This window comes from Pseudomonas multiresinivorans, from assembly GCF_012971725.1.
GTDB classification, from domain to species: domain Bacteria; phylum Pseudomonadota; class Gammaproteobacteria; order Pseudomonadales; family Pseudomonadaceae; genus Pseudomonas; species Pseudomonas multiresinivorans.
In genome coordinates, this window is sequence record NZ_CP048833.1 from 2,771,006 (window position 1) to 2,797,601 (window position 26,596).

Annotated in this window: 19 protein-coding genes; 8 read left to right on the forward strand and 11 right to left on the reverse strand. The window is 62.9% G+C overall.

What is annotated here, in order from left to right; all coding sequences use genetic code 11:
• Positions 1-59: 59 nt before the first annotated feature.
• Entirely contained in the window at positions 60-920 is an 861-nt protein-coding gene (locus tag G4G71_RS12800; RefSeq protein ID WP_169938075.1) for an SDR family NAD(P)-dependent oxidoreductase, read from the forward strand.
• Positions 921-1,122: 202 nt separating this feature from the next.
• Here G4G71_RS12800 and G4G71_RS12805 read toward each other — a convergent pair whose 3' ends face one another.
• From G4G71_RS12805 to ddaH, 4 genes are all read right to left on the reverse strand, one after another.
• Entirely contained in the window at positions 1,123-1,551 is a 429-nt protein-coding gene (locus tag G4G71_RS12805; protein WP_169938077.1) for a hypothetical protein, read from the reverse strand.
• Between the two features lie 229 nt (positions 1,552-1,780).
• Positions 1,781-1,966: a helix-turn-helix domain-containing protein gene (locus G4G71_RS29945; RefSeq protein WP_338110207.1), complete on the reverse strand. Its 186-nt coding sequence runs from the start codon at positions 1,964-1,966 to the stop codon at positions 1,781-1,783.
• Positions 1,967-2,130: 164 nt separating this feature from the next.
• Entirely contained in the window at positions 2,131-3,546 is a 1,416-nt protein-coding gene (locus G4G71_RS12815) for a basic amino acid/polyamine antiporter (RefSeq protein WP_169938079.1), read from the reverse strand.
• Between the two features lie 121 nt (positions 3,547-3,667).
• Positions 3,668-4,432, reverse strand: coding sequence for a dimethylargininase (gene ddaH, locus G4G71_RS12820; protein WP_169938081.1), 765 nt, complete (start codon positions 4,430-4,432; stop codon positions 3,668-3,670).
• A gap of 199 nt (positions 4,433-4,631) precedes the next feature.
• Between ddaH and G4G71_RS12825 the strand changes: the two genes are divergently transcribed.
• Positions 4,632-6,020, forward strand: a complete 1,389-nt coding sequence (locus G4G71_RS12825; protein WP_169938083.1) for a sigma-54 interaction domain-containing protein — start codon at positions 4,632-4,634, stop codon at positions 6,018-6,020.
• A gap of 124 nt (positions 6,021-6,144) precedes the next feature.
• Here G4G71_RS12825 and G4G71_RS12830 read toward each other — a convergent pair whose 3' ends face one another.
• The gene (locus tag G4G71_RS12830; RefSeq protein WP_169938085.1) at positions 6,145-7,878 is read right to left on the reverse strand and encodes a ShlB/FhaC/HecB family hemolysin secretion/activation protein; all 1,734 of its coding nucleotides are present in this window, start codon (positions 7,876-7,878) and stop codon (positions 6,145-6,147) included.
• Between the two features lie 2 nt (positions 7,879-7,880).
• Positions 7,881-11,924 (reverse strand): MBG domain-containing protein, encoded by a 4,044-nt coding sequence (locus G4G71_RS12835; protein ID WP_169938087.1) that lies wholly within the window; start codon positions 11,922-11,924, stop codon positions 7,881-7,883.
• A gap of 368 nt (positions 11,925-12,292) precedes the next feature.
• On the opposite strand from G4G71_RS12835, the gene G4G71_RS12840 reads away from it, so the two are divergent.
• Positions 12,293-12,769, forward strand: a complete 477-nt coding sequence (locus tag G4G71_RS12840) for a hypothetical protein (protein ID WP_169938089.1) — start codon at positions 12,293-12,295, stop codon at positions 12,767-12,769.
• A 408-nt stretch (positions 12,770-13,177) separates the two neighbouring features.
• Here the strand turns inward: G4G71_RS12840 and G4G71_RS12845 are convergent, their stop codons facing one another.
• From G4G71_RS12845 to G4G71_RS12855, 3 genes are all read right to left on the reverse strand, one after another.
• Positions 13,178-15,649 (reverse strand): TonB-dependent siderophore receptor, encoded by a 2,472-nt coding sequence (locus G4G71_RS12845; RefSeq protein WP_169938091.1) that lies wholly within the window; start codon positions 15,647-15,649, stop codon positions 13,178-13,180.
• Positions 15,650-15,762: 113 nt separating this feature from the next.
• Positions 15,763-16,719, reverse strand: coding sequence for a FecR domain-containing protein (locus G4G71_RS12850; RefSeq protein WP_240964914.1), 957 nt, complete (start codon positions 16,717-16,719; stop codon positions 15,763-15,765).
• Positions 16,716-17,225 (reverse strand): sigma-70 family RNA polymerase sigma factor, encoded by a 510-nt coding sequence (locus G4G71_RS12855; RefSeq protein WP_054910656.1) that lies wholly within the window; start codon positions 17,223-17,225, stop codon positions 16,716-16,718. The genes G4G71_RS12850 and G4G71_RS12855 overlap by 4 nt, the downstream gene beginning before the upstream one ends.
• A gap of 388 nt (positions 17,226-17,613) precedes the next feature.
• Between G4G71_RS12855 and G4G71_RS12860 the strand changes: the two genes are divergently transcribed.
• Entirely contained in the window at positions 17,614-19,386 is a 1,773-nt protein-coding gene (locus G4G71_RS12860; protein WP_420825997.1) for a DUF1302 domain-containing protein, read from the forward strand.
• Between the two features lie 10 nt (positions 19,387-19,396).
• Complete coding sequence (locus G4G71_RS12865; protein WP_169938093.1) at positions 19,397-20,755, forward strand: DUF1329 domain-containing protein; 1,359 nt, start codon at positions 19,397-19,399, stop codon at positions 20,753-20,755.
• 45 nt (positions 20,756-20,800) lie between these two features.
• On the opposite strand, the gene G4G71_RS12870 is transcribed toward G4G71_RS12865, so the two are convergent.
• Complete coding sequence (locus G4G71_RS12870) at positions 20,801-21,991, reverse strand: citrate synthase (protein WP_169938095.1); 1,191 nt, start codon at positions 21,989-21,991, stop codon at positions 20,801-20,803.
• A 123-nt stretch (positions 21,992-22,114) separates the two neighbouring features.
• Between G4G71_RS12870 and G4G71_RS12875 the strand changes: the two genes are divergently transcribed.
• The 3 genes from G4G71_RS12875 to G4G71_RS12885 are packed head-to-tail and all read left to right on the forward strand — an operon-like array spanning position 22,115 to position 25,121.
• Positions 22,115-23,479, forward strand: a complete 1,365-nt coding sequence (locus tag G4G71_RS12875; RefSeq protein ID WP_169938097.1) for an acyclic terpene utilization AtuA family protein — start codon at positions 22,115-22,117, stop codon at positions 23,477-23,479.
• 3 nt (positions 23,480-23,482) lie between these two features.
• A complete protein-coding gene (locus G4G71_RS12880; RefSeq protein ID WP_169938099.1) occupies positions 23,483-23,794 on the forward strand; it encodes a DUF4387 domain-containing protein in 312 nt (103 codons plus the stop codon).
• A 31-nt stretch (positions 23,795-23,825) separates the two neighbouring features.
• Positions 23,826-25,121, forward strand: coding sequence for a CitMHS family transporter (locus G4G71_RS12885; protein WP_169938101.1), 1,296 nt, complete (start codon positions 23,826-23,828; stop codon positions 25,119-25,121).
• Positions 25,122-25,232: 111 nt separating this feature from the next.
• On the opposite strand, the gene G4G71_RS12890 is transcribed toward G4G71_RS12885, so the two are convergent.
• Entirely contained in the window at positions 25,233-26,588 is a 1,356-nt protein-coding gene (locus G4G71_RS12890) for a DUF1329 domain-containing protein (RefSeq protein WP_169938103.1), read from the reverse strand.
• Positions 26,589-26,596 lie beyond the last annotated feature (8 nt).

Sequence of the window (26,596 nt, forward strand, 5' to 3'; positions counted from 1 at the left end):
CATGGGGCGAGCGACACGGCGCGCACTAGACTGCGGCTACCCAACAGAAGGAGTGGCACATGACTTTCAACCACCAAGTGGTCTGGATCACCGGGGCATCCTCCGGCATTGGCGAGGCGTTGGCGCGCCTGCTGCTGCAACAGGGCGCGCGCGTCATCCTCTCCGGCCGGCGCGAAGCCGCGCTGCAGGCCGTTGCCGAGCAGGCGCCGCAGCGTGCCCTGGTCCTGCCCTTCGAAAGTACCGACTATGCCGCGCTGCCACAGGTGGTCGAGCAGGCCTGGGCCTGGCAGGGTCGTATCGACTGCCTGATCAACAATGCCGGTATCAGCCAGCGCAGCCTGGCCGTGGATACCCGCTTCGAGGTTTACCGCGAGCTGATGGAAGTCGACTACCTGGCTCCGGTGGCCCTGACCCAGGAGCTGTTGCCGCGCCTGGTCGCTCAGGGAAGCGGTCAACTGGCCGTTGTCAGCTCCGTGGCTGGCAAGGTCGGTGCCCCACTGCGCACTGGCTACTGCGGTGCCAAGCATGCCGTAATCGGCTACTTCGAAGCCTTGCGCGCCGAAGTCGAACAGGCCCATGGCATCAGGGTCAGCGTGATCCTGCCTGGTTCGGTGCGCACCGGCGTGGCGGTCAACGCGCTGGGTGGTGACGGCGCCCGTCGCGGTCGCTCCGACGTCAATATCGATAACGGCATGCCAGCCGATGAAGCCGCGCGGCGCATCGTCGAGGGGCTGGCCGCGGGCCTGCGCAACATAGAAGTGGCGGAGGGCACCGAGAAGCTCGCCCTGCAATTGCGAAGCGCAGATCCTGAGCGTCTGTTCGCGCTCACCGCCGCCGAAGGCGCGCGCCTGGCAGAAGAACGTGCCCGCAACGGCAGTGCCGATATCGACCCGGGAGCTGTGCAGCGCCTGGGTAGTTGAAGTCCGCTATCGCGAAGAAAAAAGCCCGGACTTCTACCGGGCTTTTTTCTTTCGTGGCGTCAGGCGTGCCCTGAATATGGCCTGCAAACGGGGCAACTCAGTTTCACCCGCGGCGGGGCTGCCGGCTCAATGCTGACCGGTATCGCAGCGGCGGACTTGCAGTTTCGATCACCCCACCTTTCAGGCAGCGCAATTGCGCAGACTACTTTTTCGGGTACGAGAACGAATAGGAGTTGCAGGCATCTCCCACGCTTTTCCAGGTTTTGAAATCGGTGATGATGTTCTGGGAATTGAAAGTCAGTTCCAGACGGCACTCTTTACCGTAATTCTCCTGATAGGAGTGCGGGGTCACCGTCACGCTCCCGGCTGTCGGGCCGGCTGACAATTCGTTATAGCCCTGGGTGCGGGTGAATTGTTCAGCGTAAATCCAGCGGGCGACCGAGTTGTTCTGGTCGTCCTTCACCACATCGGTGGGCTTGCCGAAAGTATCCACGGCTTCCTGCAACGGGCGTCCTTTCCAGTCGCCCGCATCCATGATGTCCGGGATGCTCTGGAAGTAGTGGCCACACCCTGCGAGCAGGCTGAGGCTGAAGGTGAGCGTGCCGGTAAGCAGAATCGATTTTGCAGACATGTACGATCCTTCGTCAGTTGTGGTTTATCGCCGGTGGTTTGCGCTGAAGTCTACCGAGTGCGAGCTTCCCAGGTAACCTGCCGCGGCAGGCAGCTCCTGAAAATCGACCTCGCCTCGCGTTCCCCGCGTGCCTCCGGCAGAGGACTGACGCTGGCTATCCGGGCAGGGAGCAATGAGCGCCGGTGAAGTCCGCTTGTGGCCGAAAGCCGACTCGCTCAGAAAGAGCGTACTACCGGGCTGGCCATATCCTGCGGTAGGTGAGGTCGCACGGTAACCATTGACGGGGCCGACCCTGGATACGCCCGGCCTGCTGCCAATCGGATAGCAGCCGACTCAGAGATTCCGGGCGAATGCCCAGGTGGGTTGCGAGCTGAAGCGGGCTAATGGGCAGATTGACGCTCGCCCTGCAGACGATGCCGGTCTAACAGTCAGTCAGCCAAGCGCCGGGAAGCGGAGCTTTAGCCTCGCCAATTTGTGCGAGCGGCCAATCAATTTCGCCGGGTCATTCAGTGGCAGGAGTAGAACGGTCGGTCGTCGCGCCAGTATCAAGGATGCTGCCGTACACGACCAACCATTGAGCTAGAGACCAAGGCGGCCGCTGCTGACCATCCACAGGGCGATGGCTGCCAAGCCCAGAACCAGCACGCTTGCGATTTTCTCCCCGGCATTGCTGAAGCGTGTCAACCCACGCTGGCGGCGGGCGCGGATGAAGAAGCCTAGCCCCGGAGCGTAGAGAATCATCGACAGCAGCAGATACTTCAGGCCGGCGGCATAGATCAGCCATACACCGTAGAAGGTGCCCAGCGTTGCCATTACCAGCAGCAGCGGCCGAGGTTGCCGCAAGACCTGCTTGAGGCAGAAGCCGGCGCATAACAGATACGGGATGAGCGCCATCGAGGTGGCCAACTGGATCAGTGCGTTGTAGCCGGAGGCGTTGAAGAATGCCACCAGCAACAGCAGCGATATCAGCGAATTGGTCAGCCAGAGCGCCGGTGCTGGCGTGTCTGCCGCGTTGGTCCGGCCAAACAGCGCCGGAGCAGTGTTTCCCTTGCCGCGGCTGGCCAGGTAGAGCATTTCCACCGCCAGCAGGGTCCAGGCCAGCAGTGCGCCGGTCACCGAGACGATCAGCCCGAGGTTGATCAAGGTGGCGCCCCAGGGGCCGACCGCCGCGGCCATTACCTGCGCCATCGATGGATTCTTCATTTGCGCCAGCTCGTGCTGCGGTACAACTCCCAGCGAGAGCACCGAGACACAGACCAGCAACAGCAGGGTGATGACGAACCCGATCAGCGTGGCGCGGCTGACGTCGGCCATACGTTTCGCATGGCTGGCATAGACGGTTGCGCTCTCGATGCCGAGGAACACCCACACGGTGTACAGCATGGTGGTCTCGACCTGGCGGACGATGCTGCCCAGTGCCGGATTGCCCCAGAAGTCGATGCGAAACACGTCGACGCGGAAGGCCAGGGCCGCACAGAGGATGAACAGGCCGATAGGTACGATCTTGGCCAGGGTGACTATGGTGTTGGTGAGGGCAGCGTTGTGCACCCCGTGCAACACGAAGGCGTGTACCAGCCAGAGCACCGTCAGTTCGCCGACCAGCGCCTGCCAGGTGGTGCCATCACCGAAGAAGGCGAACAGGCCGAACGATCCCAGTGCGCTGAACAGCACCACCAGGTATCCGGCGTTACCGACCCAGGCGGAGATCCAGTAGCCCCAGGCGGCGTTGAAGCCCAGGTACTCGCCGAACCCTTCGCGAGCATAGCCATAGACGCCGTCGTCCAGATCCGGGCGGGTGCTGGACAGCCATTGGAATATGCGGGTCAGTGTCAGCATTCCGATGAAAGTGATTGCCCAGGCGATAAGGATGGCGCCGGCACCGGCGCCCTCGGCCATATTCTGCGGCAGGCTGAAGATGCCGCTGCCGATGATGCCGCCCACCACCAGAGCGGTGAGGGCCGGCAGGCCCAGTCTTGCTTGATTCGAGTTGGACATCTTGCGCCTCCGAGACAGCTGTCGATGTCGCGTGGCGACTCCTGCCGACACGCTCACGGCCGCGAAGGGAGGGGCCCTCGCAGGTATCGACGGGCCGTGTGGCCCGTCGATACGGCGCGGTTCAGAAGCGCAGTGACATGCAGCTGACGCCACCGTCGATCTTGCGGTACTCGGAGGTGTCCACCTCAATGACCTGATAGCCGAGGTCGGCGATCTTCTGCCGGGTCTGAGGATAGCCAGCGGGCATGATCACCCGCTCGTTGACCCAGATGCAGTTGGCCGCATAGGCCTCTTCATCGGGGATCGCGATGATATTGAGGTGCTGGAAGTCGGGCTTGCTGATGAACTCGCCGGCGGCCAGCAGGTTGCCGTGCTCCAGGTAGGCGAGGCCGGTCTTCAGGTGCAGGACCTTCTCCAGGCGGACCACCGAGCCGCTGAGGCCATGCTTTTCGAGAATGGCGATCATCTGCCGCGCACCTTCTGCATTGGTCCGCGCCGACTCGCCAATGTAGAAGTGCTCGCCAACCATCATGATGTCGCCCGCTTCCACGGTGCCGGGGGCCTCGATGCGTTCGACGCGGCCGGGATAGAAGCGCTGGATGGTCTCTTCGATGATCCGGGTCTCGCCGCGCCGGGACTCGGCGCCTGGGCGAGTAATGATGGCGCAGCGTGAGGTGCATAGCACCGGATCCTCGACGAATACCGAGTCGGGGAAACTCTCGTCCGGCGGCAGCAGGGTGATATCCACCTCGCAGGTCTGCAGTGCGCGGATGTAGGCGTTGTGCTGCTCCAGGGCGGCCGCGTAGTCCGGTTTGCCGAGGTGGGCGGAGGTCAGGCCGTCGACAAGGGAGCGTGCAGGCGTACGGGCAATGATGTGCTTGAACATGGTGAATCCTCTTGCGGGTGTATGCCGAAGACGGTGCAAGTCATGCGCCAGTCTGGAGGACGCCATGGGCGGCGAACTGGGTGATCGCGCAACGCATTTCCTGGCGCTCCGTTGACTGGGAGCAGCATCGACGACTCGCCTTGCGGCGAGATTGGGACAGATGTCGAATAATCGATGCACTGGAAATCAAGGAGTGGCCATGGGAAGTGTCGAGAAGTCGTCGATTTCCAATCGAAATGAGGAATTGAACTGGCTGGTGCGCTGCCTGGCGCCGATTTTCGATGGGCTGCGGCAACCGGTCACGGTCGTCGATCAGTCGGGAAACTACGTCTATTACAACCGGGCGAGTGGTGCGCTGGACGGGTTAGACCCGCAGCAGGTTCTGGGCATGCATGTGCTGCAGAGCGTGCCCTGGCTGAAACCGGAGCAGAGCACTCTGCTGCGTTGCCTGGCGGAGGGACAGCCCTCCATCGATACCATGCAGGCCTATGTCGGTGCTGGTGGAGAACTGTTGCAGTACCGCCACCGGGCCATTCCACTGCATGGCCGCCAGGGCGATTTGGTCGGTGCGATGGAGGTGGGCGAGGTGGTCGCCGATGCGTTAGTCGCAGGAGGAGAGGACGGCCCAGCCATTCTCAGCGTCGCGCCGTGCATGTTGCAGCAATTGCAGCGACTGGAAGTGTTCGCGGCGACCGACCTTCCCTTGCTGGTACATGGCGAGACCGGTACCGGCAAGGAGCTCTTCGCGCGTCGCGCCCATGCTCTCAGTCCTCGCCGTAATGGCCCGCTGATCAGCCTGAACTGTGCCGCCATCCCGGAAACCTTGCTGGAGAGCACATTGTTCGGCACCACCCGTGGAGCCTTCACGGGTGCCGAGAATCGCAAGGGCATGTTCGCCCTGGCAGAGGGCGGCACACTGTTTCTCGATGAGATCAATTCGATGCCGCTGGGCATGCAGAGCAAGCTGCTCCGGGTTCTGCAGGACGGCAGTTTCCTGCCCTTGGGTGGTCTCACCGCCCAACGGGCGGATGTTCGCCTGATCGCCGCAAGCAACCAGGCACCGCGGCAGGCGATTGGCGAGGGGCGGCTGCGCGAGGATCTCTACTACCGGTTGAACGTTGCCTGCCTGAGCATTCCGCCTCTGCGTGATCGCCCTGGAGATGTCGAACTCCTGGCTCGACTCTTCGTGCGGCGTGATGCACCCAGTCTCAATCCGAAGGTCACCAGCCTGGGCGCCGCCGCCTTGGCACGTTTGCAGGCCTGCGCCTGGCCGGGCAACGTGCGTCAGCTGGAGAATGCCATTCGCCGCAGTCTGCTGCTGCATGACCAGGATGGCGCAGAGCTCGACGAGATCATCTTTGCCGACGATGAGGTTGATCATCCTGCTTTGCCCGCTTGCGAGCCGTGCCCGTCCGGCAGCGGAAGCTTGCGCGAAAGGCTGTCGGAGCAGGAGCGCAACCTGATTGCTCAAGCTTTGCGCGAGGTGTCCGGCAATCTTTCCCTGGCTGCCAAGCGCCTGGGAGTTCCCCGAACGACGCTCCTGGGGCGGATGCGTCGCTTAGGCTTGCAGGCCTCTCGAGAACATTGATAGAGCCACCTCGCCAGTCCAATGCCACGGGCTTGGCGAATATTTGGTCTGTCCCGGACTGAGTGGACACTGACTTAAGTCCACCGCAAGGAGTGTTCATGACCCAGTGCCGCCGGCGATTCAATCAGAAGAGCTTCAGGAAGTTCAGGTAGAAGCGCGGGGCCTTGCCGTTGTCATCGTCAAGCTCCTTGGCCGAAACGGAGCGGGTCAGCGGGAACGCAACCTCGGGAGAAATGTAGGTGTCCTTGAAGACATTCAGGTGCGCGCCGATACCGGTGGAAGAAAGGCTTTCCGTGCTCACCCAGCTGGGGTCTTCACTCCAGACCTTGCCGAAGTCCCAGAACGCGTAGTACTGGGTCGGCACGGCGTAATCCCTGAAGGTATGGATGCGGTTGTACTGCAGCTCGGTCTTCACCGCGAAACCGCTATCACCGGTAATCTCAGACGGGTCGTAACCACGGCCGAATTCACTGCCGCCCACGCCGAACTGCTCGGGGCTGAGCAGCGGCTGGCCGAAGGACGTCTGCGCTGTGGCAGCAAAGTAGAGGTTCAGGCCGTCCATCAGTCTCGACAGGTCCTGCAGGCGCTGAGCATCTACCTGAAGCTTGGTGAAGTCGGTCTGGCCGTCCTCGCGTGAGGGATTGAGACGACTCTCGCTGCTCGCTCCCATGATTGCCAGCCCCTTGCTGATCTCGCTCTTGACCAGGTTCTTGCCGCCGTAGGCATCGAACCAGTCGTAGCTGGCGCCAAGGCGCAGAGCACGGATGCGGTCCTCGCTGGAGGGTGGCAGGTTCTTGTCATCCAGGTATTCGGAGGTGCCGTTGTAGTAGGTGAAGGCAGCCGAGGTCTTGAGTGTCTCGTCGCGCTGGCGAATCCACGGCCGGGTGATGCGCACGGCGAAGGTGTCGCCGGAGCTGTTGGCATTGAGGAAGGAGTAGGTGTCGGCGTGGCCGTCGTTATGCTGGGCGAGGAAGCTGATGACATCCCCTTGGCTGCCGACCGGCAGTTCGTACTGGCCCTCGAAGAAGGTCATCTTGTTGCCTTCCAACGATTTGCCGGCGCGGATGCCAAGGTGGTCGCCGTGTCCGGTGAGGTCGTTCACACCGACGCCACCGTAAATCTGCCATGGTCCGAAGTAGCGGCTGTCTCGGTTGTCGAAGCCGAAGAAGCCCTCGTACTTGCGCAAGGCGTTCTCGACGAGCAGGTCTGTGCCGCTTTCCACTGGCGATGCCTGCAGCGTGCCGCGGCTGTCGTTACCGGAAACATCGTTCATCAGCAGCAGGTTGCGCTCGATGGTCCGGGCGGTCGGCGGGGTTTCCTGGCGGATATTGTCCGCGTAACGAGCCAGTGCCTTGTTGCTGGGGCCGGTGAAGCTGACCTGGTTCACCTTGCCCTCGAAGACCTGGAGTACCAGATTGCCGCCTTCCAGGCGTTGGGCCGGCACGATGGTCCGGGCCAGGAGGAAGCCGGCCTTGCGGTAGCGTGCGGTGATGGTATCGGCGACGGCGTGAATCTCGGCCAGATTGACCTCATGGCCCTCCAGGCGCTTGAGCAGCGAGTCGAAAGTGCCTGCCGGATAGCTGTTGGCGCCCACCAGCGTCACGCTGTTCACCGGAAAGCGGGTGTCGGGCAGCGCCTCCAGTTCCTGCGCTGCGGGCTCGGGCGTAACGACGGTATCGGGCATTTCCAGGGTGCCGGGCATCTCGGTGGGCGGAGTGCGGATGCCCGCCTTGTCGGGCATTTCCACCCGCCCGGGGTTGAGCTGGCCCAGCGGCGCGGCCTGTATCTGGCTGGTGAGCATCAGGGCGGACACTACCGCGATGGCCAGACGATGCAGAGAAGATGCATGCGATTTCATGATCATTTACCTCCCTTGCCGGGTGCCTGCAGGTCATGCGGGATCACGCTGCGGTTCCAGTCCGGGACGATGAGCTTGCCGTCCTTGAACAGGCTGTTGGCGTAGGTGAGTACGTCGCGCAGGTCTGGCGTGGTGCTCTGCTGGTTGCCGTAGGAACGCGGCTTGCAGATCAGCTGGACGGAATAGGTGCGCGCGACGGCGGGCGAGACGGTGTAGTTGGCGGAGACGGCGCTGGGGGACTCCAGCGCGTCGCAGCGGGTGTTGCCGGGTGACTGTGCGGTGATCGGCAAGGCCATTGGTGGAGTACCGGGCACCGCCGGGTCCACGGGCTCGACCGGTGCCACCGGGCCGCTGATGGTCAGCGTGCCCTCGCGGAACACCACCCTGTAGTTGCTGCCCGCGCTGAACGAAGTGTCCTGGCCGATGGCGTAGCTGCCGATTTCTTCGCCGGGGGCTCGGCTCAAGCTGCCCGTCGCGATATCCGCGCTGTCACCATTCTTCAGGCCGCTGACTCGATGGGTCAGTTGCGGGTCGGCCTGTCCCCGCGTCTTCGACTTGTCGTCCGCGCTCACCACCAGTTGGGCCGGGGTGATCTGCAGGGTGCCGTCCTTGAACACCAGGGTGTAGTTGCCGCTGGACAGCGCCAGGTTGCCCTGGCCAATGGCGTAACCCTGCGGGCGGACGTTCTCGCCGGCCGCCCGTTGCAGGTCGCCGCCGTTGAGCACGGCGCTCGCCTGGTCGCCATTTTTCAGTCCGCTCACGGAGTAGGAGGGCGTTGGGTCGGCGTCACCATAGACCTTGCTCTTGTCCTGGGCGGCCACCTCCAGCGACGCCGGGGTGATGTGCAGGAGATTGCCTTCGTAGGTGATGCGGTAGTTCCCCGAAAGGCCGGCCACGCCACCCTGATGGATGCCATAGTCGCCGACATTTTCGCCAGCACTGCGGGCGAGGTTGCCGCTGACCAGGTCGGATGCGTGCTCGCCGAGTTTCTGCCCACTGACCTGATACGTCAGGGTCGGGTCCTGGTCGCCGTAGACCTTTGACTTTTCATCGGCCTTGACCTTGAGTTCCGCCTGTTCGACGGTCAGCGTGCCCTTGTTGTCCTCGATCCGGTAGCGCCCCTGGGAGCGCTCATCCGCCGTGATCTGATTGGTGATGTCGTAGCCGCCAGGTTTCACATCGCTGGTCGCAGTGGCGGTCGTGCCCGGGGTGCCCACCTGGATGCCGCCGCGCCCCAGTTGCTGGTTCACATAGTCGTCGATGCCTTTCACGGCCTGGGCGTTGCTGTCATGACGGGTGGTCTGGGTGAGCGCCGGATTGGCATCGCCGTACTCGCGGGACTTGTCTTCGGCGCTGACGCTGAGCGTGGCCTGGGCGGCATGATTGAGGATCACGCCCGGCTCGCCGGTCTTGTCGACGGTCTCGTAGAAGTGCACCCGACTGCGTTCGAGGGCCTGTTCGCCGGAAGCGAGCGAGGGGCCGTTGGTGTCGGCCTTCTGCAGCCAAGGCGTGTCGTTGATCAGGTTCGATATCAAGGCATCCAGGGAGGCGACCTTGCTGCCGAGATCGACGATGAGCTGTTGGCTCCTGCCGTCCTGGGCGTTGTGCTGGATTTCCTTCTGGTCGCTTGCGCCCTGGATGGCCGAGTACGAGTCCACGCCCCAGCCGTGCTCGTGCAGCGTGGAAACGACCTGCAGCCCGCCATTGGCGCCGAAGGTGAACCCCACAGGCAGCGACGTGGAGGATTGCGTGCCATCGGTATCGATACGAATGACTCTGGAAAGGCTTGGGGCGGCGGCGTCGGGCGTGATCTTCCAGGTGATGCCCGCCGAGTCCTTGAAGGTCAGGCCGCTGACCAGGTAGTCCGAGCTGTCGAGGTAGTTCAGCAGCACGGCCGGGTCGATTTCCTTGTAGCCGCCCTTGCCGTCGGGGGTGACGTAGCCAGTGGCTTCGAACACCAGGTAGTCGAAGGACGAGCCGTCCTGGGTTTTCAGCGTCACCGAGCGGGTGTTCGCGCCCCAGGTCTGGGACGGGTCCGCCACGACGTCCTGATGACCGCGGTAGACCAGTTGCTGTGCGGTCACGCCCGTCAGGCTTTCGCCGGAGTAGGGCGCGGTGACGGTGCCGGTAGTGGTCGTGCCGCTGGCATTGGTCTGGTTGAAGCGGAACACGCCGTTGCTGGCCTTGCCTGCCAGTGTGCCGGCGTAGTTGAGGTTGCTCTCCATCCGCACGCTGGCACCTTCCAGGGCGACCTGCTTGCCCATCAGTGCAGTGCCTTCCTGCTGGATGATCGAGGCGACGTTGGAGGTGCGCAGCCAGGCGATGCCGTTGCCGACATCGATGATTGCCCGCTGGCCGTAGTCCGGGCCGATGTTGTTCAGGCGGATGTCGCCGGTGGCGGCGATGAACAGGTTGCCGTCCTTGAGCAGGATCGGCGCGTTGATATGCACCGAGCCGCTGTCGCTGCTCAGGTCGGTGCCTTCGTAAGATTTGCCCTGCACGGGATTACCGGTGGCGATCAGTGCCAGGGTGCTGGGCTGGCCATTGCCGTCCTGGCCGATGTTGGTGGCCACGATGGCGGTGTTGATGTTGATGCGCTGGCTGGCCGAGACCTCGACATTGCCGCTGGCCAGGCCGTTGACGATGGCGCTGGCGGCGACGTTCCACAGGTCGGCGGTGCTGGGCCCGGTGGCGGAGCCGTTGCTCACGCCCGTACCCGCGTCGGCCTGGGCATCGCCGACGATGTTGACGGTCGCCGGATCGAGCAACCAGGTGCCTTTGACGGCGCCGCTGGTATCGACCCTGGCGTCGCTGGTGACTCGCAGCTGCTGGCCGGAGGTTTCCACCATGCCGCCTTGCTGCTGGCCCCTGGCGCTGGCGTTGCCGGCGAAGTGGGTGTTGCCGTCGCTCCAGACGACGACCTGGCCGCCCTTGGTCTGGCCATCGGCACGCAGCTCGGCACCTTTGGAAATGCTCGTATTGCGGGCTCGTTGTTCGCTGCCCTTGCCCTGGTAGCTACCGCCGACCAGCACCTTGCCGCCGACCCCGCCGGCCGCCGAAGCGTCGATCTTCGCCGTGCCGGCGACACTCACTTCATCGCCCAGCACTTTCACGGTGCCGCCATTGACGCCCTTGGCACTGAGCGAGCCGCTGACCTGGGTCCGCGCCGCGCTGCCCAGGACAATGGTTCCGCCGTCGTTGCTGACCGAGTTGGCGGCAACACTGCCCGAGACGTTGATCACCGAATCGAGGTGCTTCGCTGCGCGGGCGGCGCTCATGGCGACGACGCCGTTGCCTACGTCGATCTCGCCACTGTGGGTGACGCCACCGCTGACGTCGCCATTGACGCTGGTGGCGTCGCCCGGCTCGCCGTTGATACCGATGCTCAGCAGGCCGTCGCCGTGGAAGTCAAGCGTGGCCCTGGGGCCGGTGGCCAATTGCACGAGGCCTTTCTTCGCCTGGATGATGCCGGCGTTGTTCACCTGGGCGCCGAGCAGGGCGACCATGCCGTTGTCGTGGACGGTGATCCTGCCCTGGTTGGTGACGTTGCCGGTCAGCTGGACATCCAGCTTGCCGGTCTGGGCGAACAACCTGGCCTGCTCGTCGGTGAGGAAGCCGGCGCTGGCCACCAGCGCGCTGGCGGAAATATGCGCGTTGGGCCCGATCATCAGCCCATTGGGGTTGACCAGGATCAGCTGGCCATTGGAAGTGACCGCACCGTAGATCTTCGACGGGTCGGTACCGATCACCCGGTTCAGCGTCACGGACTTTCCGTCCGGCTGGTTGAAGGTGATCCTGTGATCCGGGCCGACGTTGAAACTTCGCCAGTCAATGGCGGTGCGGGGGCCGGATGTCGTGACGTCGACGCCGTTGCCCTGGCTGGAGATGGTGGCCTGGCCACCGATGACCTTGCCGCCCTGGGGCAGGTTGTCCGCCATTCCGGAAAGCGACAACGAAGACCCGAGAGTGGCCAGTGCGACCGCCACAACGAGGCGTTTCAGGCGAAGTGATGGGTGTGCGCTTGCGTGCACTGCACGGCTCTTCATGGCGACTCTCCTGGAGTTTTTCTCTAGGGGAGATCATTCGCCGTGGCCCGGTTGCGGGTAATAGTGCTTCCGCGCGATGCGTTGTAGTGCGTCCCTGATGTTGATTGGGCAGGGTGGTCGTGATTGATGGTGATAGGCGTGCTCGGGGCTGTGTTAAGCGTCTCGACGTCGATAACGCCGAAGGGCCGATAATGCCGGCCGTATTTCATCCCGAGTTCGAAGAGATCGCGTACAGCTTGTTTAATGGCTGCAAGTGTCCGGCTCTGGCCGACAACTACCTCAGGAATGCATGCCGGGAGGTATGCTGGCCTTTTGCCGCAGAATAATGCACCGTTGCCACTTCTGAAGATCTCCAAGGACTACCCCAAGTGAGCAGCACTCGATTCGTAGGGAATGCGAAAGAGCTGAAAAGCGCCCTGAACGACAAGGCCGACAATATCGTGATCACTGATCGCAAGCTCGCTTTGGCAGTGCGCGTGATCAAGTCAGTGAGCTACACGAAGCTTGCATTGATAGCAGGCGGCGCGGGGGTAGCCGCCGTTGGCTTCTGGAATCCTGTGGGGATCATCTCTGGTGGTGTTGCCGGAGCTGGTGGTTTGGCGGCCTTTGCAGCTGCTGCAGGTACGGTGGGTGCTGCCGGTATCAGCGGCGGTGCAGCGGCAGTCGCCGTTGCTGCCATAGCCACGGTTGGCGTGCTCGGGCTGGCGGCGATGGTCATGCATAAAGACTACGCGCTGACGATCGAAGGTGGCGCCAAGGGAAAAGCCACTACCGCTGACGACAAGCCCGATGTGAATGGAAAGCTCTCGTTCAGCATGGCCCTGAAGCGCAACGGCAGCAGTTAGTTTCCGAGGGGGATAGCTGTCCGGTGGGAGCGTCCGTTAGCGACCTTTTGCGGGCTTCAGCAATGGTTGACCGCTCCAGCAGAGCCTTGATGTGAACTCACAAGGGCAGTTTGGGCCACGGCTTTGCGGAAGCCGTAGTGCAACGCCTCAAAGGTCCGCACCGACTTGCGTGCAGCCCTTGGGGCGACTACCCACCATGCTTCGATTGCCAGGGACGAGCCATGGCCATCGGGACCTGTCGATCCAATGTGAAGGTCGACATTCTGCGATTTCCTTCAACGGTCATGGCAGCCTGGATCGCGCGGGTACTCGTGGTGGATTGCGCAGTCATTGGATCCAGCCAAGCTTGGGGGAACGGCAATCCCTTTCCGTAGAATCGTCAGGAGGGATTGCCGCTACCCACTCACCTCAGAAGTCGGCTTTCAGGGTGACGGTGTAGTTGCGTGGGTCGCCGTACTGGTTACTCGCATTCAGCCAGCCGATGGAGGAGTAGTACTTCTTGTCGAACAGGTTGTTGCCGTTCAGGGCGACGCTGAAGTTCTTGTTGATCTGGTAGCCCAGGCGCGCGTTCCAGATGGCGTAACCGGATTGCTTGATATCGCCGACGCCACCAGTGCCACCGAAGTTGGTGTTGTAGTTCTCGCTCTGGATGCTGGCGCCCGCACCAGCGGTCCACTGGCTGAGTTCGCCCGGCAGGTTGTAGTCACCCCAGAAGCGCAGCAGGTGGCGCGGCGTGTAGCTGTTGAAGGTGGAGCCGGATGACGAGGTGCCATCGCCCGGATCGTTGAGGAACTTGGTCGAGGTGTAGGTATAGCCGGCAAACAGTTGCAGGCCCCTGAGCACTTCGCCGCTGATCTCCGCATCGAAACCTTCGGCGCGAACCTTCCCGCCGTCCACGTAGCAGTTGTCTTCGCCGTTCTGCCCGCACTCCGAGGCGTAGTCATATTGCGCCCGGTTTTCCTGGTCCACGCGGAAGATCGCGAAGCTGGTGTTCACGCGCCCATCCATCAGTTCGCCTTTCAAACCGATCTCGTAGTTCGAGCCTTCGATGGGCTTGAGCGGGGTGCTGTCCTGGGTCAGCTCGGTCTGTGGCTTGAAGATGTCGGTGTAGCTGGCGTAGACCGACCATTGATTGTTCAGTTCGTAGATAAGGCCGCCGTACGGAGTGAACTCGCCGGTCTCCTTCGAATGGGCTGGAGCGGGCGAGAAGGTGGTGAAGCGGCGCAGTTCATAATCGTACTTGTAGTTGCTGGTTCGCCCGCCCACGACCAACGTCAGCGGCTCCGCCAACTTGTAGCGTACGACGCCATAAAGCCCGTTCTGGCGAATCCTGCCTTCGGAGGCGCCGGCGTAAGTGGTGCTCAGCATTTCTTCTTCGGTTGGTTCGCGCGGGGAAACCGGGTTGTAGATGTTGATCGGCCCGAGGTTGAGCAGACCTCCCTGCACATCGTCGGTCTTCAGGTCGCTGGCGTTGGCGCCGACCACTACCTGGTGTTCCAGGTCGAAGGCGCGCCACTTGCCGGCGAGGTTGATGTCAGCGCCCTTGTTGATGTTTTCGAAGTCGTACAGGTAGGCGCGCGACTGCATGCCGTCACCGGTGGCTGGGTCGACCGCCCCCCGGCCGAAGCTGTAGAGGATGTCGTTGGTCTCGCGGATGTAGCTGCCCGAGGCATTCAGGCGCCAGTCATCGTTGAAGTCATGGGTGACGTCGGCGAAGTAGGTCGTCTGCTTGTTGTTCCATTTGTTCCAGTCGGCGCCGGTGAAGGTGGAGCGGCCCGCGTGCACCGCACTGCCATCCTTGTTGCGCGGCAGACCACCGAAGGACGGTGTCGAGTGCAGGTCTTCCACGCTGGCGCCGGCGGCTACCTTGGTATCGTCGGTCAGGTCGTATTCGAGAATCCCGTAGAGCACGTTCTTGCGGCTTTCCGCCGTGTCATAGAAGTAATCCCGATCCTCGTGGGCGGCCACCAGGCGACCCCGCAGCTTGCCATCGGCAGTGAGCGGAGAACTGGCATCGATGCTCTGCCGGTAGCTGTCCCACGAGCCGGCGCTGGCGGTGAGGGACAGCGACGGCTCGGCCTTCGGGCGTTTGCGCACGAGGTTGATGGCCGCGCCGGGGTTGCCGCTGCCCTGGAGCAGGCCGTTGGCACCACGCAGCACTTCGACGCGGTCGTACAGCAACGTATCGGAGGTGAAGCTGCTGCCGATGGCGTAGTAGCGGCGATCGAGCGGGACGCCGTCGTACTGGATGGTTTCCACCTCGAAACCGCGCGAGTAGATGTACTTGCCGCCAGAGGGGCTCTGGTAGGTAGTGATGCCGGTGGTTTTCTCCAGCACCTGGTCCAGGGTGTCGAGGCGCTGGTCGTCCATCGCCTTGCGCGTGATGACGGTCACCGATTGCGGGATGTCCTTCAGTCGCTGGGTGGACTTGCCGATCGTGGCTTCGTTCGAGGTGTAGGAGCCGGAGCCTTCCGTCGTTGGTCCCAGGCCCTGGCCGGTAACGACCGTGTCGCTCATTTCCAGTGCTGTCGGAATGTCCTCCAGCACGTAGCTGCCACCCTGATCGACCGCGCGCAGGCCGGTGCCGGCAAGGAGGGTGGCGAACCCGGCCTCTCTCGAATAGCTGCCATGCAGGCCGTCCGATTGCCGGTTGGCAGTCTTGCTGGCATCGAACGAAAGCGCTGCTCCGGCCTCGCTGGCGAAGCGGCTGAGCACTTCGGTCAGAGAGCCTGCAGCGATGTCGTACTGCCGGACGCTCTGCACTGTGCCGGACGATACCGGCTCTGCGGCCTGGATGGCGGGTACGCCCACGACGGCGACGCTGAAGAGGGCCGCCTGCACATGGATGGCGAGCCGATGGCGAACGAACGGATACAACATGGTCTCTCCCCGGTAGTGGTGACCAAGTGGGTCACTGATGCCGGGAAAGCCGAACCAGGGACGAAGAAAGTGCACGGTGTTCAGAATTATTTTTTGCCGGCGTTCTGACAGCGTCAGCTGCGCGGAATCACGGTTACCCAATACCCCGTGCGATACACCGCCGTGACGGGGAAGCTGCGCTCCAGGGATCGCAGCGCGAGGTCGGTGTCATCCAGGGGGAAGGCTCCGGAAATGCGCAGGCCGCTGATACGCGGGTCGCACCTCAGCCAGCCGTGGCGGTAACGTCCGAGTTCGTCCAGCAACTCTCCCAGCGGGCGGTCGATCGCGATCAGGCTGCCCTGTTCCCAGGCACCCACCGAGGCGCTGTTGGCCTGCACGGGGCCGATGACTCCGGAGGCGACGCGGGTATGCTGGCCTGCCTCCAGGCGCAGGGCATTGCGCTGTCCCGGAACAGTCACTTCGACGGCTTTTTCCAGTACCGCCACATCGGTACCGCCACTCCAGCTGCGCACGGTGAAGCGAGTCCCGAGTGCGCGCACGCTGGCATCGGGGCTCTGCACGCGAAATGGCCTGTCGAGGGTATCGCTGGCGGTGCTCACCAGCACCTCGCCGGCACGCAGGATTATCAGGCGCTGGTTTGCGTCAAAGCGCACATCCACCGCGCTGTCGGTGTTGAGCAGCATCTGGCTGCCGTCCGCCAGGGTGAAAGCGCGGCGCTCACCCACTGCGGTCCTGTAGCCGGCGGTGAAGCGTTGACGCGTATCGCTGCGCCAACCCAGGGTGGCCAGCCCGCCCAGAGAGGCGAGCACCACGACACTGCGCAGCACCTGGCGGCGCGACGCTCCGGCCGAGGACAGGGTTGCAGCAGCCAGGCGACCCGGTACCCGGGCCATCTGCAGGTTCACCGATTCGATGCGCTGCCAGGCGCGCTGATTGATCGGGTCGGCCGCCAGCCAGCGCTGCCAGGCTTGCTGGTCGCTGGCAGCAGGCGATTCATTGGCGAGTCGTGCATACCAGCGTGCTGCTTCGCTGATGGCCTCGCGCTCATTCGGTCTGAGGGCATCGTTCACGAGAGACCCGCCATGGCCAGGCAACAGTGTTCCATGGCCTTGGCCATGTACTTGTTGACGGTGCGGATGGAGATGCCCAGTCGCTCGGCAATCTGGCTGTAGGTCAGCCCTTCGAGCTGGGACAGGATGAAGGCCTGCCGGGTCTTTTGCCCCAGGCCATCCAGCATTCGGTCGATTTCCGTCAGCGCTTCGAGGAGCAGGGCCTGCTCTTCGAGGGACGGCTGGACCGCCTCGGGCAGCAGGGCCAGCGCATCCAGGTAGGCACGCTCCAGTGAGCGACGGCGGTACAGGTCGATCACCAGTCCCCGTGCGATGGTCTGCAGGTAGTGCCTGGGTTCGCGAATCACCCCGGCGCTCTTGGCCATCAGCACGCGCACGAAGGTGTCCTGCGCCAGGTCGGCCGCATCGGCGGAGTCGTTGAGGCGCTGACGCAGCCAGCCGCGCAGCCAGCCGTGATGGTCGCGGTACAGCATCCCTACCGACTGCAGCGACGAATCTCCCTGCATTGCAATCCCCTAAGAACAATTTGCAAACGACAATAGTTATCAAATATACGGGATGTGGCAGTGCTTGAAAACTGCATTCCGGCGAGTGTCCGATTCTGGCTGGAAGCCTCCCTTCGCTTGTCTCTGATTTCCATCGATGGCCGGGTGCCTTGCGTCACCACAGGCTCCTCAGTCTGCATCCCTCGCTTCGGGTACCCGCTCAGGTTGACGAAATCCGTACAGATTTACATCCCTCAATTAATTGATTAGGTTCGTCTTGCATTGCAGTTGATCAATATATTGATAGTTAATCAATATATTGTCGGCGACCTCGCCCTGGGCTGCTGTGCTGTGCCGGTCATCAAGAACCGGATTCTGCTTCCATAAGCACAATAACAAGGTGGAATACGTGGAAAGAACCTACTACCGCCGGCGCCTGCCAGCCGCGCTCGGCAGCCTCGTCCCTGCTTTGCTGGCATCCGGTGCCCACGCGGTGACTTTCGAACTCGGGGAGGTTCAGGGCCAGTTCGACTCATCGCTCTCGGTGGGTCAGAGCTGGGCGATGAGTGACCCCAACCCCAACTTCATCAGCAAGGCAAACGGTGGCCGTGGGGACTCTCAGACCACGGATGACGGTCGACTGAATTTCAAGAAGGGCGATACGTTCTCCAGGATCTTCAAGGGCACCCATGACCTGGAGTTGAAGTACGGGGACTGGGGTGGCTTCCTGCGCGGCAAATACTGGTACGACTTCGAACTCAAGGACGGACACCAGCGTCTGTATGACATCCAGGATAACGGCCGCGACCAGGCTGCGCGCTCCTCCGGGGCACAGTTCCTCGATGCCTTCGTCTACCGGAACTACGAACTCGCCGGTCAGCCGGGGTCCATGCGGCTGGGCAAGCAGGTGGTGAGCTGGGGCGGCAGCACCTTCATCCAGGGCGGCATCAACAGCATCAACCCGCTGGATGCCAACGCGCTGCGGCGGCCTGGCTCCGAGTTGAAGGAAGGGCTGATTCCTGTGCAGATGATCTATCTGCAGCAGAGCATCAGCGATGCCGTCAGCGTCGAGGGCTTCTACCAACTGAAGTGGCAAGGCACGGTAGCCGACAACTGCGGGACCTTCTTCGCCAGCTCCGACCTGCCGGCAAAGGGCTGCGACGACCGTTATGTCCTCCAGGGCAAGGACATCAAGCCCGGCACTTCAGACAACAGCGGGCAGAACGGCAACACGATCTTCCTGCCGCGCGGGCCGGACCGCGAGCCACGCGACGGTGGTCAGTACGGCCTGGCGTTGCGATGGTTCGTGCCGGAGCTCAACGACACCGAATTGAGCTTCTACTGGATGAACTATCACAGCCGGTTGCCCATCGGCAGCTCGACCATGACCACGGCCAACCCCTTCACGGCGCCGCGTTTCGGAGCCGCCTCGGCGACCTACTTCGTGGAGTATCCCGAGGACATCCGCCTCTATGGCATGAGCTTCAGTACCAACATCGCCGGCGCCGCCGTGGAAGGCGAGATCAGCCATCGGCCGAACATGCCGCTCGGCTTCGATGACCTGATCTACGCGACGCTGCGCCTGTCGCCCATCGTTCCGACACCCATCGAAAACTCCGGCATCCCCGGCGACACCATCCATGGCTACAAACGGGTGCCATTCACTCAGGTCCAGACCACGGTCACCGAGACCTTTGACCAGGTCCTGGGGGCCAGCCGGCTCACGCTGGTGGGGGAGGTTGGCTACAACCACATCTCCGGCATCGACGACGGCACCTACGGGCACCTTCGTTACGGTCGCGCCAGTCCGTTCGGCCCCGGCGAGTACTACGGCGCCGACGGCAGCAACCTGTGCACCACGTTGCTCAGTGGCCGGCCGGAGTACTGCAACAGCGATGGCTTCTACACCCGCAACTCCTGGGGCTATCGCCTGCGCTCCGCGCTGACCTACAACGGCGTCATCGGTGGACTCGACCTCACCCCGAACCTGTCCTGGTCCCATGACGTCCAGGGCTATGGGCCGAACTTCACGGAAGGGGGAAAGGCCGTCAGCGTCGGCCTGAACGCCGTCTACCTGTCCAAGTACAACGCCAGCATCAGCTACACCGACTTCTTCGGTGGCAAGTACACCACCAACACCGATCGAGACTTCCTGAGCGTCAGTTTCGGCGTCAGTTTCTGAGGAACAAGAAATGAGAAATGCCATTCCGGCAGCGGGTCTGCTGTCTTTCTGCCTTTCGCTCGTCAGCCCACTCTCTCTGGCCGCCGTGGATGCGGCCAAGGCGGCGCAGCTGGGCTCAACGCTGACGCCGGTTGGTGCCGAGCGCGCGGGTAATGAGGCGGGGACTATCCCCGCCTGGACCGGCGGTCTTGCACCTGATGCGGGGCAAGTCAGGGACGGATCTCACGGCAACCCGTTTGCCGGAGAGAAACCGCTATTCGTCATCACACCTGCGAACCTGGATAGCTACAAGGGCCAGCTGACTCCAGGCCAGCAGGCGATGTTTCAGCGTTACCCGCAGACCTATCGCATTCCGGTATACGCCAGCCATCGTACAGCGGCCTGGCCGGACAGCGCCTATGCTGCCGCGAAGCTCAATGCAACGCACACGCAGCTTGTTGCCGGCGGCAACGGCCTGAAGGATTACCAGGCGCCCCTGGCATTTCCTGTTCCGCAAAACGGCCTTGAGGTGATCTGGAACCACATCACGCGCTACCGCGGCGGCAGTTTCGATCGCGAGACCAGCAGCTACCTGGTGACGCCCAGCGGCGATTACTCCTGGAAAACGGAGCGCGATCGCCTCGCCTACAGCAACCAGCTCACCGACTACGATCCGGAGCGCTCGAAGAACATCCTGTACTACTTCACTTCCTTGAATATCGCACCTGCGCGGGATGTCGGCGATGTGCTGCTGGTTCATGAAACCCTCGACCAGGTTGCCGAGCCCCGGATGGCCTGGCAGTACAACGCAGGCCAACGACGGGTTCGCCGCGCTCCCCAGGTTGCCTACGACAGCCCCGGCCCGGGCAACCTGCGCACCAACGATCAGCTCGACATGTTCAACGGCTCGCCGGACCGCTACGACTGGCAACTGGTCGGCAAGCGCGAGTTGTACGTGCCCTACAACAGCTTCCGCCTCGCTGACCCCGCCAATACACCGGACCAGTTGGTGCAAAAGGGGCATATCAACCAGGATCTGACCCGCTACGAACTGCACCGGGTATGGGAAGTGATAGCGACCCTGAAGGCCGGACAACGCCATGTCTACGCCAAGCGCCATCTGTTCATCGATGAAGACACCTGGACCATCCTCGAAGCCGATCACTACGACAACCGCGGGACGCTGTGGCGGGTATCGGAAAACCACACGCTGCCTTTCTATGACCAGAAGGTGGTGATCAGCGCGGGTGAAATGACCTATGACCTGACCTCCGGGCGCTACCTTGCCAACGGCATGTTCAACCAGATCAAGGATGCCTATCGATTTGGCCTGAAGGCGAAGACTTCCGACTTTACGCCTGCAGCTCTGCGCACCATCGGCATACGCTAGCAGCCGAGATAGAGGCCCGCCTTGAAGAAGGCGGGCCTCGTCGTTTCAGTCTGGCAGGTTGCCGGTATAGCGGGCGCGCGGGCGCAGCAGCGGGTGCTGGTGGTACTGCTCGCTGGCGTGAGCGATCCAGCCAATGGCACGACCGACACCAGCAAGGGCGATCTCCTGGCCCTGCAGGCCCAGTTTCCGTCCGACGAAGGTCAGCAGGAGAATGAAGTCCATCGGCTGCCCGGTCAGCTCTTCGGCAACCGCGGCGGCTCCCAGCAGGCTGCGGAACTCCGCATCCCTGGCGAATAGCCTGTGCAGGCTCTGCAGCAGGAAGGATGCCCGCGGGTCACTCTCGCCATGCTGGTTGGAGCCGAAGCCCAGGATGGAGCCGTCCTCGCGGAAGCGCTGGACGATTGGGTCGGCGGGGTTGCGGGCCGTGCAGATGTCATCCAGCAGGCGCGCTACCGATTCATTGCGACCATAGGCGAGGTGCCGGCCCCGCGATGAGGCGATTCCTACGATGGCGGCGTAGTAGGGCGTGATGCCGGTGTTGGCGGCTGCCCGGACGCTGTAGGTGGTCGGATCAAGTTCATGGTCGATGGAAAGGATCAGTACCTGGCGGATCAGGTCGGCCAATGCTTCATCCACGCCCAGTGATTCCGCGATGAAACGATGCAGGGGGCGCTCATCCGGAGCCGCTGCGCCGACCAGCAAGGCCGCAAACCAGCGTACGACATCGACGCCGGTGCGGGCATAGCCGTCGACCGACAGGTCGTGGGCGCGCGGGTTTTCCCGTTCCAGCATGGGGAAGAGCGCGACCAGCTTTTCGCCGACGGCGAGATCACTCACAGCCTTGAGAAGCGCGCCGGTCCCTTTCGGTCGACGGGGAACAGGGGAAGCGAATGCTCCCGCTGACTGCCACATCAACTCGGCCACTTCCTCGACACTGGAACTGGCAGCCAGCTGCGTAACGTCCTGCCCCCGGTAATACAGCCCCTTGTCCGTCAGCAGCGTGATCGAACTCTGCGCGCCGACGCGCGGTGTATCGCTGCCAGCTCCGGCAGTTGGCTTGAGCTTGCGCAGGCGTTCGATATCCGCGGCCCAGTATTTACGGCTGCGCGAACCGTCGACCTTGATCGAGCGGATGTTCTTCCGGCTGACATAGGCATAGAGGGTCGGAAGGCTGATACCGAGCGCTGCGGCGGCCTCGTCGGCGCTGAGGTAGAGATCGTCTTCTGGGGTGGACATTCCGGCCTCGGGTTGATGGATTTTGTACAGATTTACTATTTATGAGGCTCTATATATCTTGCTGTCAACATCAACAGAATACATATATTGATCAATGTATGTGTTCGCCAGACGGAGACACGCATGGAAATTCGTGTTCTGGCGCCAAACGGCGCCGTGGGGACCGGCTTCAAGGAAAGCTCGCTGGAGCGTGGCATCTCGCTCGCTCCTCATGTGATCGCCTGCGACGCCGGTTCGACCGATTCGGGGCCGGCGTATCTGGGGAGCGGCAAGGCAAGGCTTTCGCGCGAGGCTTGCAAGCGTGACCTGCGCCTGCTTCTGCTGGCCCGCGACAAGCTGGATGTCCCGCTGATCGTAGGGTCCTGCGGCACCAGTGGCCGTGATGCGGGGGTCAACTGGATGGCCGAGATCGCTCTGGAGATCGCGGACGAGGAGGGAATCAACTTCCGTCTGGCACTGATCTACTCCGACCAGGACAGCGAGTACCTGAAGCAGCGCCTGGCCGATGGGCGGATCCAGGCGCTGCAACCGGCACCGCCGCTCGACGACCACGTCATCGAGCGCAGCCATGTCGTTGGCATGATGGGCACCGAGGCGCTGTCGGAAGCACTGGACGATGACGCTCAGGTCATTCTTGCCGGACGAGCCAGCGATTCCGCGCTGTTTGCCGTGGTTCCGGAGCGTCTCGGCGCAGACCGCGGGCTGATCTGGCATGCGGCAAAAACCATCGAGTGCGGAGCAGCGTGCTGCGTCACACCGGCCGCAGACGGCCTGATGGCTTACATTCGCGAGGACCACTTCGAGATCGAGCCGCTCGATCTGCAGGCGCGCGTCACTCCGCTCTCCATCGCTGCGCACACGCTCTACGAGAATGCCAACCCCTTCCTGCTGACGGAACCGGCCGGCACTATCGATACCGAACACGCGGTCTACACCGCCACCAGCGAGCGCAGCGTGCGGGTCAGCGGTTCGCGATTCCTTCCCGCGCAGCGCTACAGCATCAAGCTGGAAGGCTCGGAGCCCGCGGGCTTCCAGTCGGTGATCATTGGCGGCATCCGTGACCCGAAAATCTTCCTTGGCCTGGACCGGCTGATCCCGATGGCCAAGCAGTACTTCCAGCAGCGCATAGCGCAGCTGTTCGATGGCCGGCTGGGGCCTGAGGACTACGACATCAGCTTCCGCAGCTATGGCCGCGGCGCCGTGATGGGCGAGCTGGAGGTGGAACGCGATAGCGTGCCGATCGAGGTCGGGGTGCTCATCACCATCACCGCGCCTACGCAGGAACTGGCGAGCAAGATTGCGACCTTTGTCAGCCACGTCAGCGCGCACCTGCCGGTGCCTGGCTACGAAGGCATTATCAGCACCATTGCCTATCCGTTCTCGCCGCCTTACCTGGAGCGCGGTCCCATCTACCGCTTCAGCCTCAACCATGTGCTGTTCCCTGATTCCCCCGGCGAAATGTTCCGTCGCAAGATGATCGAGGTGTAACCCATGTCCCAGCTCTTCGAGCTCTGCAGCCTGATTCGTTCCAAGAACGCCGGCCCGTTCATGCTGACTTTCGACCTGATGTTCGCGTCAGCGGAAAACTATCAGCGCGCCAAGCGTACTCAACCAATCACGCGGGACCTGATCTCGCGGCTCTATCGGCAACGCGAAGAAGACATCACGCTGGTGTACCACGATGCGGCGCAGGCGATAAAAATCTCCTTCCCGCGGCCCGTGTTCCAGGGTGAGCTGAACGACAGCGATTGCTATGGCGGCCAGCAGTACGTGCCGCTGATGAGCATCACTGTCGCCGAGTGAAGACCTTGGTTTCTCACAACAAGAATAAGGAATGAACATGGCCTGGGTCGGTTTTGCCATGGTGTTGACCTTCATGTACCTGATCATGAGCCAGCGGCTGTCTGCCGTCGTGGCGCTGATTCTGGTACCGGTCTGTTTTGCAGTTGCCTGCGGCTTCGGGCCGCAAACCGGTGTCATGGTGCTCGATGGGGTGCGTCAGCTCGCTCCCACGGCGCTGATGCTGATGTTCGCGATTCTGTTCTTCTCGATCATGTACGACGCCGGGTTGTTCGAGCCGGCAGTTCGGCGGATCGTGCGTGCCGTGGGAAATGACCCTTTGCGGGTCAGCGTCGGGACAGCAGCCTTGTCGGCTCTCATTTCCCTCGACGGCGACGGCTCGACAACAGTACTGGTGGTTGTCACATCCATGCTGCCGGTCTACCGCCGCCTGGGCATGAATCCGCTGATCATCGCAACGCTGGTCCTGCTGACCAATACCTCCGTCAACCTCGTGCCCTGGGGCGGTCCTACCGCACGTGCGGCGAGCGCCTTGCATGTGGATGCGATGCAGGTATTCCACGGTCTGATTCCCACCATGTTCGCCGGCATCGCCTTTGCTTTCCTGGCAGCGGTCTGGTTTGGTCTGAAGGAACGCAGGCGCCTCGGGTGGACGCCGGAATCAGGCGCCGGGAATCTTTCCGAGGAAATCCTGGCGGAGGTGCGCGATACCCACCGACCGAAGCTCTTCTGGGTCAACCTGGCGCTGACAGTCGGTCTGGTGGTATCGATGGTGCTTGGGCTGGGGCCGCTACCGGTGCTGATGATGGTCGCCTTTGCTCTGGCGCTGCTCATCAACTACCCGAGCCTGGACCAGCAGAAAGCGCGGATCGCCGCCCATGCCGAGAATGTGCTGAATGTACTCGCGCTGATTTTTGCCGCCGGCGCCTTCACCGGCATTCTCGCCGGTACCGGGATGGTGGACGCCATGTCCGGCAAGTTCCTGGCGGTGGTTCCCGAAAGCGCAGGTCCGTACCTGAGCCTCATCACGGCCTTTGCCAGTCTGCCGTTCACCTTCTTCATGTCCAACGATGCGTTCTACTTCGGCATCCTGCCGGTACTGGCGAAAAGCGCGGCGCAGTACGGGATCGATCCGATCCTGGTGGCTCGCGCATCGGTCCTGGGATTGCCGGTCCATGCGCTCAGTCCATTGGTAGCAGCCGGCTACCTGATGAGCGGGTTGCTGAAGGTGGAGGTTGGAGCGCTTCAGCGGTTCTCACTCAAATGGGCGATCTGCAGCTCGTTCGTTCTGATCGCTGCTGCCTTGGTGAGCGGAGCCATATTTTCCTGAGGGGAAATCCTGGCCTGCAGTTCTGCGGTGAGTGCAGCAAGGCTGCCCACCTGGCGACAGGGAGCGTCGGGCCGAGGGGACGTCAGTCCACGGCCCGGCCCGACGCAGGGATCAGCGGATGCCCTGGTTGCGCAGCGCCGTCGGGGTGTAGTCGACACTGCTGGCCCTGAAGCCGAATTCCACCTGGGATTTTTCCTGGTTGGTCAGGCCCGAGACCAGGTAGCGGCCATTGATCAGGTCGTAGATGGCTTCCACGCCCAGCCAGGGAATCTGCTTGTCGTAGAGCGGCGTCATGAAACTCTCGCCCACGCGCCAGAGGGTGCCGCGGCCGTCGTAGTGGTCGGCGAGCACGGCCTGCCAGGTGTCCTCATCGAGGAACAGCACACGGCGCGCGTAGATGTGCCGCTCGCCGGCGCGCAGGGTGCCTTCGACCTCCCACACGCGGTGTTTCTCGTAGCGCACCAGGTCCTGGTTGAGGTGGCCGGGTTTTACCAGGTCGTCATAGCGGTGGGCGGTGGAGTCGAGGGCGAAGCTGTTGTAGGGCACGTAGATTTCCCTCTTGCCCACCAGCTTCCAGTCGTAGCGATCCGGCGCACCGTTGAACATGTCCAGGTTGTCCGCCACGCGCAGGCCGTCCGAGGCCGGGTAGGGGCCGTCGTAGGCGATCTGCGGGGCGCGCCGCACGCGACGCTGGCCGGCGCTGTAGACCCAGGCCATGCGCGGCTCGCGGACCTGGTCGAGGGTCTCGTGGACCAGCACCACGTCACCGGCCAGCCGTGCCGGCGCGGTGACCAGCTGCTTGTAGTAGAAGAGGACGTTGTTGTCCTTGTCCGGGCTGTAGTCGGTGAGCTGGTCGCGGTAGCTGAACTGCTGCTGGAAGTAAGTGGGCGTGTAGGTGCCGTTGGCGGTGGGCGTCGCTTGCACGTGCAGGCGTTGCGCGCTGCCGCCGCGGTAGCGGGTGATGTGGTTCCACAGCGCCTCGACGCCGCTCTGCGGAATGGGGAAGGGGATCGCCGTCTGGAAGTCCTTCAGGCCGTTGCCGCCCTCGACCAGGCTGGCATGCCGCGCATTCGCGGCCACGGCTTGCACCACCGTCGCCGGGTAGGTAGCCGAACGATGCGCGGGATAGACGTTGAGGTGGTAGTCCGGATAGCGCTTGAGCATCGCCTGCTGGCCGGGCGTGAGGTTCGCCGCGTACTGCGCCATGTTCTGCGCGGTGATGCTGAACAGCGGTTTGTCGGCGGCAAAGGGATCACTCAGGCGCCCGTCCGCGCCACGGCTGCCGGCGTTGGTCGGCAGGCCGCCGTCCCAGGCGGGAATGCTGCCGTCGGCATTGCTGGCACGCTCTGCGCCCAGCGGTGTGAGGGTGCTGCCCAGCTTTGCCGCTTCCGCTTCGGGAACGGCGGCCTGGAGGTTGAAAGGCAGGGACAGGAGGAGCAGGGAAGCGCACGCAAGTTTCTTGTTCATCGGGTTCT

Bases quoted from the DNA above. Each gene is read 5' to 3' on its own strand.
- G4G71_RS12800 (WP_169938075.1), top strand. From the start codon at position 60: ATGACTTTCAACCACCAAGTGGTCTGGATCACCGGGGCATCCTCCGGC.
- G4G71_RS12805 (WP_169938077.1), bottom strand. From the start codon at position 1,551: ATGTCTGCAAAATCGATTCTGCTTACCGGCACGCTCACCTTCAGCCTC.
- G4G71_RS12815 (WP_169938079.1), bottom strand. From the start codon at position 3,546: ATGTCCAACTCGAATCAAGCAAGACTGGGCCTGCCGGCCCTCACCGCT.
- ddaH (WP_169938081.1), bottom strand. From the start codon at position 4,432: ATGTTCAAGCACATCATTGCCCGTACGCCTGCACGCTCCCTTGTCGAC.
- G4G71_RS12825 (WP_169938083.1), top strand. From the start codon at position 4,632: ATGGGAAGTGTCGAGAAGTCGTCGATTTCCAATCGAAATGAGGAATTG.
- G4G71_RS12830 (WP_169938085.1), bottom strand. From the start codon at position 7,878: ATGAAATCGCATGCATCTTCTCTGCATCGTCTGGCCATCGCGGTAGTG.
- G4G71_RS12835 (WP_169938087.1), bottom strand. From the start codon at position 11,924: ATGAAGAGCCGTGCAGTGCACGCAAGCGCACACCCATCACTTCGCCTG.
- G4G71_RS12845 (WP_169938091.1), bottom strand. From the start codon at position 15,649: ATGTTGTATCCGTTCGTTCGCCATCGGCTCGCCATCCATGTGCAGGCG.
- G4G71_RS12855 (WP_054910656.1), bottom strand. From the start codon at position 17,225: ATGCAGGGAGATTCGTCGCTGCAGTCGGTAGGGATGCTGTACCGCGAC.
- G4G71_RS12865 (WP_169938093.1), top strand. From the start codon at position 19,397: ATGAGAAATGCCATTCCGGCAGCGGGTCTGCTGTCTTTCTGCCTTTCG.
- G4G71_RS12870 (WP_169938095.1), bottom strand. From the start codon at position 21,991: ATGTCCACCCCAGAAGACGATCTCTACCTCAGCGCCGACGAGGCCGCC.
- G4G71_RS12875 (WP_169938097.1), top strand. From the start codon at position 22,115: ATGGAAATTCGTGTTCTGGCGCCAAACGGCGCCGTGGGGACCGGCTTC.
- G4G71_RS12880 (WP_169938099.1), top strand. From the start codon at position 23,483: ATGTCCCAGCTCTTCGAGCTCTGCAGCCTGATTCGTTCCAAGAACGCC.
- G4G71_RS12885 (WP_169938101.1), top strand. From the start codon at position 23,826: ATGAACATGGCCTGGGTCGGTTTTGCCATGGTGTTGACCTTCATGTAC.
- G4G71_RS12890 (WP_169938103.1), bottom strand. From the start codon at position 26,588: ATGAACAAGAAACTTGCGTGCGCTTCCCTGCTCCTCCTGTCCCTGCCT.